The 10988-nt window shown below is 66.2% G+C and carries 12 protein-coding genes; 10 read left to right on the top strand and 2 right to left on the bottom strand.

Annotated features, from left to right (window positions below):
• From AC3WJI_RS08735 to AC3WJI_RS08755, 5 genes are all read left to right on the top strand, one after another.
• The gene (locus tag AC3WJI_RS08735) at nucleotides 1-657 is read left to right on the top strand and encodes a CoA transferase subunit B (protein ID WP_492756866.1); all 657 of its coding nucleotides are present in this window, start codon (nucleotides 1-3) and stop codon (nucleotides 655-657) included.
• A 173-nt stretch (nucleotides 658-830) separates the two neighbouring features.
• Nucleotides 831-2105: a hypothetical protein gene (locus tag AC3WJI_RS08740; protein WP_492756867.1), complete on the top strand. Its 1275-nt coding sequence runs from the start codon at nucleotides 831-833 to the stop codon at nucleotides 2103-2105.
• 5 nt (nucleotides 2106-2110) lie between these two features.
• A complete protein-coding gene (locus tag AC3WJI_RS08745) occupies nucleotides 2111-2896 on the top strand; it encodes a peptidoglycan recognition protein family protein (protein ID WP_492756868.1) in 786 nt (261 codons plus the stop codon).
• A gap of 60 nt (nucleotides 2897-2956) precedes the next feature.
• A complete protein-coding gene (locus AC3WJI_RS08750) occupies nucleotides 2957-3640 on the top strand; it encodes a ferritin-like domain-containing protein (RefSeq protein ID WP_492756869.1) in 684 nt (227 codons plus the stop codon).
• Between the two features lie 105 nt (nucleotides 3641-3745).
• Nucleotides 3746-4360: a hypothetical protein gene (locus AC3WJI_RS08755; protein WP_492756870.1), complete on the top strand. Its 615-nt coding sequence runs from the start codon at nucleotides 3746-3748 to the stop codon at nucleotides 4358-4360.
• Nucleotides 4361-4470: 110 nt separating this feature from the next.
• On the opposite strand, the gene AC3WJI_RS08760 is transcribed toward AC3WJI_RS08755, so the two are convergent.
• Together AC3WJI_RS08760 and AC3WJI_RS08765 are read right to left on the bottom strand one after the other, a co-directional pair.
• Nucleotides 4471-4890, bottom strand: coding sequence for a hypothetical protein (locus AC3WJI_RS08760; protein ID WP_492756871.1), 420 nt, complete (start codon nucleotides 4888-4890; stop codon nucleotides 4471-4473).
• A gap of 316 nt (nucleotides 4891-5206) precedes the next feature.
• Complete coding sequence (locus AC3WJI_RS08765; RefSeq protein WP_492756872.1) at nucleotides 5207-5362, bottom strand: hypothetical protein; 156 nt, start codon at nucleotides 5360-5362, stop codon at nucleotides 5207-5209.
• Nucleotides 5363-5547: 185 nt separating this feature from the next.
• On the opposite strand from AC3WJI_RS08765, the gene AC3WJI_RS08770 reads away from it, so the two are divergent.
• From AC3WJI_RS08770 to AC3WJI_RS08790, 5 genes are all read left to right on the top strand, one after another.
• Nucleotides 5548-6510, top strand: a complete 963-nt coding sequence (locus AC3WJI_RS08770) for an NAD-dependent epimerase/dehydratase family protein (RefSeq protein ID WP_492756873.1) — start codon at nucleotides 5548-5550, stop codon at nucleotides 6508-6510.
• A gap of 57 nt (nucleotides 6511-6567) precedes the next feature.
• A complete protein-coding gene (locus tag AC3WJI_RS08775) occupies nucleotides 6568-7410 on the top strand; it encodes a c-type cytochrome (RefSeq protein ID WP_492756874.1) in 843 nt (280 codons plus the stop codon).
• A gap of 239 nt (nucleotides 7411-7649) precedes the next feature.
• Nucleotides 7650-9092, top strand: a complete 1443-nt coding sequence (gene leuC / locus AC3WJI_RS08780) for a 3-isopropylmalate dehydratase large subunit (protein ID WP_492756875.1) — start codon at nucleotides 7650-7652, stop codon at nucleotides 9090-9092.
• A gap of 273 nt (nucleotides 9093-9365) precedes the next feature.
• Entirely contained in the window at nucleotides 9366-9995 is a 630-nt protein-coding gene (gene leuD, locus AC3WJI_RS08785; protein ID WP_492756876.1) for a 3-isopropylmalate dehydratase small subunit, read from the top strand.
• Complete coding sequence (locus AC3WJI_RS08790) at nucleotides 9958-10956, top strand: NADPH:quinone oxidoreductase family protein (RefSeq protein ID WP_492756877.1); 999 nt, start codon at nucleotides 9958-9960, stop codon at nucleotides 10954-10956. Before leuD ends, AC3WJI_RS08790 begins: the two co-directional genes overlap by 38 nt.
• Nucleotides 10957-10988: the final 32 nt, after the last annotated feature.

Consider the following 10988-nt stretch of genomic DNA (forward strand, 5'->3'; position numbering starts at 1 on the left):
ATGGCCTGGACCCGTGATCAAATGGCCGCGCGCGCGGCGCGGGAGCTGCAGGACGGCTTCTACGTCAATCTCGGCATCGGCATCCCGACCCTGGTCGCGAACCACATTCCCGAGGGCGTCGAAGTCACGCTCCAGTCGGAGAACGGCATGCTCGGGATCGGGCCGTTTCCGCTCGAGGGCGAAGAGGATCCCGATCTGATCAACGCCGGCAAGCAGACGATCAGCGAGCTGCCCCAGTCGGTCTATTTCTCCTCGTCGGACAGCTTCGCGATGATCCGCGGCGGGCATATCGATCTGACCGTGCTCGGCGCGATGGAAGTCAGCGAGACCGGCGACATCGCCAATTGGATGATCCCGGGCAAGATGATCAAGGGCATGGGCGGGGCGATGGACCTCGTCGCCGGGGTCAAGAAGATCATCGTGGTGATGGAGCATACCAGCAAGAACGGCGATCCCAAGTTCATCGCCGACTGCACGCTGCCGCTGACCGGCAAGAACGTCGTCGACATGATCATCACCGATCTCGCGGTGTTCCAGCGTGCCGATCATGCCAGCCCGTTCCGACTGATCGAGCTCGCGCCCGGCGTAACTGTCGAAGAAGTCGCGGCAAAGACGGCGGCGCACTATGAAGTGGCATTGGAGACGGCTTCTGCCTGACCAGATCAGCTTCTGACTCTTCCTAATAATGACGCGATCAGGTTGCTCGCCATCCTGATCACTGCCACTATTGCCCCCGATCTTCGAGTCGCTTGGGGGAAGTCGGCATGGGGGATGCAAGATCTGCATCGGAGCAGGAGCCGGCTAGTCCGCCGAAGAGGCGGGCGGCCACCGTGGCGGAAATCATCAAGAAGGGGCATGATCATATCGGCGATGATATCGTCGCCGTCTTCTCGTCAAACGCACCTTATTACGCGATTTATCGAACGCCTACCCGGCTCGTCGTGCAATATGCCGACGACGACCAATTCGAGGATGACAAGAAGCTGGCCGACGTCCAGCGCAAGCGGGTCAGTCCGCTCGCGCCGCTGCGCGGACAGATTAACGGCCTGATCGACGGCTGGCACAGCGCCGCGCTCCCCAAATATATGGAAGACGACCCCGCCGAGATCACGCAACCGGGCACGCTGGCGGGGGTGTGGGACTGGTTCCTGCAATTCCTGCCCTCGCGCCAGCGCGAGGCGCGGCGCGCCTTTTATTACGACCGGCGGGTGGCGGACGCGCTGATCGTCCTGCTCGACGACCCGGGCGCGCTCGAGACCAGCCAGACGCTGCTCACCCAGATCAAGAACGACATCATCACCGAGCGGACGACGATCGCGCGCACCGCCTATCTGCGCTGGGCGATCGGGCTGGTGGCGGCGTTTATCGCACTGTGCACGCTGCTCGCGTCGCCCGGCTTCGCGACATGGCACCCGTTCCGGCCGGAAGTCGCACGCGCCTGGTCGGCGGTGGCGGGCGGATCGGCGGGCGCCTTCTTCTCGCTCGTGATCGGGCTGAAGGGGCGCAACCTCACGATCGATCTGCAGAGCCGCGAGAATGTCGTCGACGTGGTGACGCGCATGCTGGTCGGGGCGATCGCGGGTGGGGTGTTCTACACGCTGGTGGCGACCGAGGTGGTCCAGACCAGCATATTCAAGATCGACGTGCCGCCGGCGCGAAGCTGGGGCTATTTCGATCTCACCGTGTTCCTGATGGGGTTCGTCGCCGGCTTCCTCGAGCGGCTGGTCCCCGACCTGCTCAACGCCACCAACTTCGCGAGCGCCGAGCCGACCGCGGCCACCGGAACGCCGCTTTCGCCGACCGCGAAGTCGCCTCCGCCGCCACCGCCTCCCGGCGACGGAAGCGCCGCGAGTGTAACGGAGGAGACGGCGGAGGAAGCCTGCCTGTGCGACGGCGCGCCGATCGACGGCGAGGCAGTGACGCCTGATCATGAGTTGCCGGTCGCCGAGGGCGGCGTCGCGGAGGCCGAGCCTGAGCCTGCGGCCGATCCTGCGGCGCCGGCTGCGGATCCGGCAGCGACCGCGCCGACTGCAACTGCGGGCGACGCCGGGACGAACGAAGCGGCTGGCGCAGCGCCGTCCGCTTCCGGGGCGGCAGGGGAGTAAGCGAGATGGCGCAATTCCTCACCTGGCTTCCCGAGGTCCTGCTCGACGCGGGGCTGACCATCTCGCGCGTCGATGGTTGGGAGGAGCGTTGCCGCCCCGGCGCGTTCGGCCCGGTGCGCGGTGTGATCTGCCACCACACGGTCGGGCGTCCCGACGGCAACATGCCGAGCCTCAACACGCTGATCCACGGCCGCGCCGCCTCGCGCACCGCAAAGGCGCTGGCGGGGCCGCTGGCCCAGCTCGGCCTCGGGCGGGACGGGACCTATTACATCGTCGCGGCCGGGCGCGCGAACCATGCTGGCGACGGTGCGTGGCACGGCGTGACCTCGGGCAACACGCATTTCATCGGGATCGAGGCCGAGCATACCGGCGATCCGCAGGTCGCCTGGCCCGAAGTCCAGCTCGACGCCTATAAGCGCGGCGTCGCGGCGCTGCTGACCAAGATGGGCGCGTCGGCGGAGATGTGCTGCGGGCACAAGGAATGGACGCGGCGCAAGCCCGACCCGACGCGGATCGACATGGACGATTTCCGCCGCGAGGTGGCGTCGCTGATGGGCAGCGGGCTGCGCAAGCCGCCGATCCCGGCGAGCGCGGGCGTTGGCAAGCCGACCTTGCGGCGCGGCGCCAAGGGCGATGCGGTCAGCGCGCTTCAGCAGGCGATCGGCGTCAAGGTCGACGGCGATTTCGGGCCGCGGACCGAGGCCGGAGTGCGGCAATGGCAGCGCGAGCACGGGCTCGTCCCCGACGGCATTTTCGGGCCGAAGAGCTGGGGGATGCTGGGGGGCGCCTGATCGCACTTTCCGCGCTGTGCGGCGCGTTGACGCACTCGCGGGCTGGGCGTAGCCTCACTTATGTTTGCGTGGTTCCGCCGCCGCTATCTCGACCTGCTGGGCTCGATCTACATCTACAACGAGCACCGGGGCTATACGAGCATCGATCGCGTGCTCGAGGCGGTGCGGGCCCGATCCCCCGACGATCATGCGCTGATCGCCGCGATCGAGAAGCACCGCGCCGACGAGCGCAAGCACTATCTGATGTTCAAGCGCTGGTTCGAGCTGCAGGGCAAGATGCCGCTCCAGGTCGGGCGCACCTGCGGGCATATCGATCGCTTCGTCGAGATCGTCTTCCGCCGGACCATCGACGATCTCGACACCGATGCGATCATCGCCAGCGACGACGAATTCGAGAGGCTCTGCCGGGTGATCTCGCTCACCGAGCAGCGCGGCCACCGCCAGGTCGACATCCTGCTGCGCCACCCGCTGGTGACGGGCGACAAGGTGCTGATGAAGATCTTCCGCATCATCGAGAAGGACGAGCCGAGCCATTGGGCGCCCCATGACGGCTGGCTCAAGGCGAACGGCAGACGCGACCCCAAATGGTGGGAGCGGGCGATCGACAGCTTCATCCATTCGGAACTGCTGTTCCTCAAATTGCCTTTGCTGTTCGTCAACCCGTGGCTCGGCCGCCGCACCGACTGGGCCGATGCGCACGATCCGGCCCAGCGGCTGGCGACACCGCTGCCGGTGTTGAATTAGAAGAAATGGACAGCGCAGCGGTCTTATCAGACCCAGAAGGATCGCATCCGGGACGACCGAGCCAGTCGATCGTCATGACGCCACTTGATTCCGCGCCGGGTTCATTTGCGCGCTGAACTGATCTCTGCGCTCGTTCTGCTGCCCGCGCCGGCCGCAGCGCAGCAGGTCGCGCCACCGGCTGCGATTTGGTCGACGGCCGGGGCTCCTGGCGCGACCGTCAGCGTGATAGGGCGCATTCGCAGTGGCGGCCGGATCGTTGCAGACGGCTTCGTCAACGATGCGCGGCTGGCGCGTGACGAGCGGGGACAGTTCGCGCAGACTCCCAATCCCCGCGGCAGTTGCGCCTGGGCATCCGCGGCGCGGCCGTTCACCCGGCTGCGTCGCTACGCAGCGAGCGGGCGATTGCTGTGGGAATGGCGTGTCGACCGTGAGCAACAGGCGTTGCGTCTGGCGGCGGCGGGAGCGGCGGATTGCCTGTCGCCGAACGGCGCGCGGCTGGCCGTGGTCAGCTATCGGCTGGCGCCATCCGAGCCGGTTTCTGCGATGACTGGCTATGGTGTGGTAGCGGTGGACCGACATCCTCGATTTGTTGATGTCTCGGACATCAATGTCCACGATGCTGACATCACAGGCTGGCGGAGCGGCGCACCTGCGACGTTATTGTTCGGGGTATCGGACGAGACGGGGCGCACCACGACGCGGCGGGTAGTGGTTCGGTAGTCGGAGACTGCACCAATTTCCTAGGTCGTGAGCTCATAAACGGCCGCTCTCCCCAAGGCGCCTGAATGTCCGAGATTGGGTGGGAATCGGTCATTCGCTGCAGGGCAACTTCAGAACTGCGGCTCCGGAGTGTCGTGCACGGCCACAGGCGCTGGGCGTTGCCGATCAACCAAAAACTGAAGCTCGAAACCGGTTATGACGAGTTCAGCGGCCTCTGAGACTCTTTTCTTCGTCCAATCCGGATGTCGGGATTGAATAAGGCGCCGTAGCACATCCGCCCAACGTGCTCTCTCCTCGCCGCAAAAGCTCATCAGTTGAGCAAAAGCCACAAGTTGTGGCAAATCGGCATTCGGACTGCCCTTCGCTTCAATGCGCAGGCAGCCACCAAAATACGCATGGTATTCCTTTGTCTTAAAACTATCTGGGACGTCCGTGCCATCTATCTGAAGGGATGCTAACAGTAACAATCCAAGCATGGGGCGTCCTCTGTCTGCTTGAACGATCATCGCGGAGCCGCTGAGTGTCCGCAAGTGGGGCGTTTCCTGCCGGTCCACTCTTATGAGTCTACGGTCTAAATCAGGGCGCATTGCGGACATGTAATTCGTGGATCGGGGATGGCGGCTTTCCAGCCAGTTGGGGCCGTTCTGACCGCAAGGCGAAATGGTCGTTGCGTGGGCGCGGCCTGGATCGATCAAGGCACGCAGAATGCGGGGGCGAACAGCGCTGCTCGGCGGAAAGGTCCTCGGCCAAGATCGCGGACGGGACCTTCGCATCCCACGACACGTGCCGATGGAAGAGGTTTGGACAGTGGGCCGCAGCGACGTCGTGCGCCGCGGCCCGGTCAGCTCATCGCTTATTGATGGTGCAGCCGAGGCCGCCGACGAAGGTATCCCAGATCCACTCCGCGGCCGAGCACTGCACCGCCTGCTGCTTCGGCAGGAACAGCGTGACCGATGGCAGCGCGAGCGCGAGCGCGGCAGCCGCCAATGCGATTGACTTCATGATTTTCCCCTATTCAGACGAATTGACCATCGAATTGCGCGTGACGTCATGCCGTCAAACGCGACATCAGGCTCGATCGAATAGTCGATCGAGTCAAGAGCCAGATCTATTCTTTGCGACGACTTCGGGCGCCGTGATCGCGAACGCCTATTCAACCGCACCGGTGTCTCCGCTATCGAGCGGCCATGCGGATACTTCTGACCGGTTCCTCGGGGTGGCTCGGACGGTTCCTCGCGCCGATGCTGCGGGCGCGTGGCAATGCGGTGATCGGGCTCGACGTCGCGCCCGGCGCCGACACCGAGGTGATCGGTTCGGTCGCCGACCGCGCGCTGGTCGACCGCATCTTCGCCGAGCAGGGGATCGAGGCGGTGATCCACGCCGGCGCGCTGCACAAGCCCGACATCGTCCGCTACCCGGCGCAGGCATTCGTCGACGTCAACGTGACGGGCACGCTCAACCTGCTCGAAGCCGCGACGGCGGCGGGGCATGACCGCTTCGTCTTCACCTCGACCACTTCGCTGATGATCAGCGCGGCGATCCGCGCCGAGATCGCCGACCATGCGGTATGGCTCGACGAGACGAGCGGGCCGCTCGAGCCGCGCAACATCTATGGCGTCACCAAGCTCGCCGCCGAGCAGCTCTGCCGGCTCGCGCATCGGGATAAGGGGCTCAATTGCGTCGTGCTGCGCACCAGCCGCTTCTTTCCCGAGGAGGACGACACGCATCGCGCGCTGTCGGGCGAGAACATGAAGGCCAACGAGCTGCTCCACCGGCGGCTGACCGTCGAGGACGCCGCGCGCGCGCACCTCGCCGCGCTCGACCGGGCGCCGCAGATCGGTTTCGGCAGCTTCATCGTGTCGGCACCGACGCCGTTCGATAGAAGTGATTGCGATGCTTTAAAAATAGATGCAGCAGCAGTAATCGCGCGCTATTTCCCCGATGCACCCGCGTTATATGCCAGCAAAGGTTGGGAACTGCCCAAGCTCATCGGCCGTGTCTATGACGCCGCGCTGGCCGAGAAACTGCTCGGTTTTCGGTGCGATACTGATTTTTCGAGTGTGCTCAACGCTTTGCGGCAGCAAAAGCCGCTGCCGTTTGCGCATGATCCAGAATATGTGTCGCCGAAAGAAGGGTCAGGCGTGGGATAACGGGTCCTCCGCGCCTTGTGTTTGACGTTTAAGCACAAGAGCTTCGGGGGAAACTTCATGCGTTGGATCGTTCGTGGGCTGATCGCCCTGGTTGCCGTGCTGTTGCTTGCGGTGGCGGTGGTCTATGGCGGCTCCGAATGGAAGATGCGGACGCGCTACGCGACGCCGCTTCCGCAGATCGCTGCCGACCGCAGCCCTGCGGGAATCGCCGAGGGCGGCCGGCTCGCCTCGACGCTCGGCTGCCGGGGCTGCCACGGTCCCAACGGCAACGGCGTGCTGCTCGCCGACGTCCCCGGGGTGATCCACGCCGCAACGCCGGCACTGGCGCGCGCGATCGCGGGCTATTCGGACGCCGAACTCGCCCGGCTGATCCACCACGGCATCAAGCGCGACGGGCGCGGCGTCTACATCATGCCGATCGACGGCCATGCCCGCATCGCCGACGAGGACCTCGCCAAGATCATCGGCTGGCTGCGCACGCTCAAGCCGTCGCCCGCCGACCGCACCGACACGCTCAGCTTCGGGCCGATGGGGCGGTTCGCGATCCTCGCCGGCAAGATCAAGCCGGCAGTGATCGAGGCACCGATGGCATCGGCCAAGCGCCCCGCGGACACCGGCGCCTATATCGCAGCGACGGTATGTGCGGGCTGCCATTCGCTCACCGAGCCGCGCGAGGCGCATGACGACGGACGCCGCGTGCCGGCGCTGGTCGAGGTCGGCCCGGCCTATGACCTGCCGGCGTTTCGCAAGCTGCTGCGCACGGGGGTGGGGATGACGCCGCGTGATCTCGGACTGATGGCGCGCGTGGCGAAGGGCGACCTGTCGCATTTAACCGATGCGGAGATCGATGCGCTGCATGCGTATCTCGATGGGCAGGCGAGCAAGGCGCCGGCGAAGTAGGTGCTTCGGCCGCGATCAATCTCCCCTACCACTTGCGGGAAGGGAGGGGGAGGGCCTGACCTGCGTGCGTCGGAAAGAACCTCCCCGTCGCACCCTCCCCCAGCCCCTCCCGCAAGCGGGAGGGGAGTTGCTGGTGTCCTTCCTCTGATGGGTGGAGTCAGCGTCATGCATAGCCCAGCTTGCTATCGTAAAATTGCGTAACGGGTTGCTCTCGCGCAAGATTGGCCTAGATCGCCTGCATGGCCCATCAACCGCGCACACTGTACGAGAAGATCTGGGCGGACCATGTCGTCGAGCGCCGCGACGACGGCACCTGCCTGCTCTATATCGACCGTCACCTCGTCCACGAAGTCACCAGCCCGCAGGCCTTTGCCGGGCTTCGCGCCGCCGGGCGCCCGGTGCGCCGGCCCGACCTTACCCTCGCAGTCCCCGACCATAATCTCCCGACGACCGCGCGGGTCGACGCCGCTGGCAATCCGCTGCCGATCGCCGATGCCGCCAGCGCCGGCCAGCTCGCCGCCCTGCGCGCCAATGTCGCCGAGTTCGGCGTGCCCTATATCGACGCGCTCGACGCGCGGCAGGGCATCGTCCATGTCGTCGGGCCCGAGCAGGGCTTCACCTTGCCCGGCACAACGCTCGTCTGCGGCGACAGCCACACCTCCGCGCACGGCGCGCTCGGCGCGCTCGCCTTCGGGATCGGCACGAGCGAGGTCGAGCATGTCCTCGCGACGCAGACCTTGCTGCTCCAGCAGATGAAGACGCTCGAAATCCGCGTCGACGGGTCACTGGGCTACGGCGTCAGCCCGAAGGACGTCGTGCTCGCGATCATCGGCAGGATCGGCGCGGCGGGCGGTACCGGCTATGTCATCGAGTTCACCGGCGACGTGATCCGCGCGATGTCGGTCGAGGGCCGGCTGACCGTCTCGAACATGTCGATCGAGGGCGGCGCGCGCTCGGGGCTGATCGCGCCCGACGAGACCACCTTCGATTATATCAAGGGCCGCCCGCTCGCGCCGAGCGGCGAGGCGTGGGACAAGGCAGTCGCCTATTGGCGGACGCTGCCGAGCGATGCCGGCGCGCGCTACGACAAGACCGTGCTGCTCCAGGCGAGCGACATCGCCCCGTCGCTGACCTGGGGGACGAGCCCAGAGGACGTGGTGCAGATCACTGGTGCGATCCCCGATCCGGAGAGCTTCGCCGATCCCTCGAAGCGCGTCGCGGCGCAGAAGTCGCTCGATTATATGGGGCTCGCCGCGGGGACCGCGATGCAGGACATCGGCATCGAGCATGTCTTCATCGGCAGCTGCACCAACAGCCGGATCGAGGATCTGCGCGCCGCCGCGGCGGTGGTGAAGGGACGCCACGTCGCCGACCGCATCCGCCAGGCGCTGATCGTGCCGGGGTCCGGGCTGGTCAAGCGCCAGGCCGAGGCCGAGGGGCTCGACCGGATCTTCACCGAGGCCGGGTTCGAATGGCGCGAGCCGGGCTGCTCGATGTGCCTGGCGATGAATCCGGACAAGGTGCCCGCCGGCGAACGTTGCGCTTCCACCTCGAATCGAAATTTCGTAGGCAGGCAGGGTCCGGGCGCGCGAACCCATCTGCTTTCTCCCGCAATGGCTGCGGCGGCGGCAGTCACGGGGCGCCTCACCGATGTCAGGGAGCTGATGCCGGCGGATGCGTGAGGGGAGTATCTATGAAGCGCGCCTTGATGGTGTTGATCGTCGGAACCGTGCTGAGCGGCCTCGCCGCGGCCTATGCCTCGGCCCACAGCAAGCCGCTGGCGTCGCAAAGCGAAACCCCACCACGCTGATTTGCGCCAGCTTGTTCCCCGGGGAAGGCCGGGGCCCAGTCTCGGCGCAGCAGCGTAGGCGCGAGAATGGAGCCGCGCCGATGTGGCAACTGGACCCCGGCCTTCGCCGGGGAACTGCCAACTCGATCCCAGCAGGAGCCCGCTGATGGAACCCGTCCACCAGGTCGAGGGGCGCGCTTATCCGTGGGGCGCCAAGAATATCGACACCGACATCATCATCCCCGCGCATTGGCTCAAGACCACGACGCGCGAGGGACTGGGCAAGGGCGCATTCGAGACGGTGCGTGCCCAAGAGGGCAATGTCTTCGACGATCCGCGCTATGCTGGCAGCCCGATCCTCATCGCCGGCGACAATTTCGGCTGCGGGTCGAGCCGCGAGCATGCCGCCTGGGCGCTCGCCGATCTCGGTATCCAGGCGGTGATCGCGCCGAGCTTCTCGGACATCTTCTCGGGCAACGCCTTCAAGAACGGAATCGTGCCCGTGGTGCTGCCGCAGGAGGCGATCGACCGGCTGGTCGAAGTCGCTCGCGACAACGAGGTGACCGTCGACCTCGAAACGATGACCGTCACCACGCCGTTCCAGGACCGCTTTCCCTTCCATCTCGACCCGTTCCGTCGCCAATGCCTGCTGGAAGGGCTGGACGAGATCGGCATGACGCTGGCAAAAGATACCGAGATTTCGAAATACGAATCCGGTGCCGCTGCTTCGCGACCCTGGATCGCAGTGGGAGCGGGCAATGAAGGCACTCTTGTCGCAGGCGCCGGGCGGACCTGAAACTCTAAGCGTATCGGAGCTGCCCGATCCCGTTCCGGGCAAGGGGCAGGTGCTGGTCGCGGTCAAGGCGTGCGCGATCAACTATCCCGACGTGCTGATCATCGAGGACAAATATCAGTTCAAGCCGCCGCGCCCGTTCGCGCCGGGCGGTGAAATCGCCGGCGTGGTGGAGGCGCTGGGCGAGGGCGTGTCCGGGCTCGCGGTCGGCGACCGGGTGATCGGCGTGATCGGGCATAATGGGCTCGCCGAAAAGATCGTCGCCGGCGCGGGCCAACTCTATCTGCTGCCCGAGGGCCGCAGCTTCGAAGAGGGCGCGGCGCTGCTGCTGACCTATGCGACGACGATTCACGCGCTGCTCGATCGCGGGCGGCTGGCGGCGGGCCAGACCTTGCTTGTGCTCGGCGCCGCCGGCGGCGTCGGGCTCGCGGCGATCGAATTGGGCAAGGCGTTCGGCGCGCGCGTGGTCGCGGCGGTGTCGTCCGAGGAGAAGGCCGCGGCGGCCAAGACGGCAGGCGCCGACGAAACCTTGATCTATCCGCGCGCGCCATTCGACAGGGACCAGTCCAGGACGCTGAGCGAGGCGTTCAAGGCCGCCGTCGGGCCCAAGGGCGCGGATGTGATCTACGACCCGGTCGGCGGCGACTATGCCGAGCCGGCGCTGCGCGCGATCGGCTGGGAGGGGCGCTATCTGGTGGTGGGCTTCCCGGCGGGGATCCCCAGGCTGCCGCTCAATTTGACGCTGCTCAAGAGCTGCGACGTGTGCGGGGTGTTCTGGGGCGCCTTCGCGGCGCGCGACCCGCAGGCCAATGCGGCGCATGTTGAGACCCTGTTCAAGCTGTGGGGCGAGGGCAAGATCGCCCCGCGGGTGACCGAGACCTTCGCGCTGGCCGATGGCGGCAAGGCGATCGCCAAGCTCGGCGCGCGCGACGTGATCGGGAAGGTTGTGGTGACTCTCGACTAAAGCCCCTCCCCTTCAGGGGAGGGGTTTGGGGT

This window comes from Sphingomonas sp. FW306-1B-B10E, assembly GCF_058782005.1.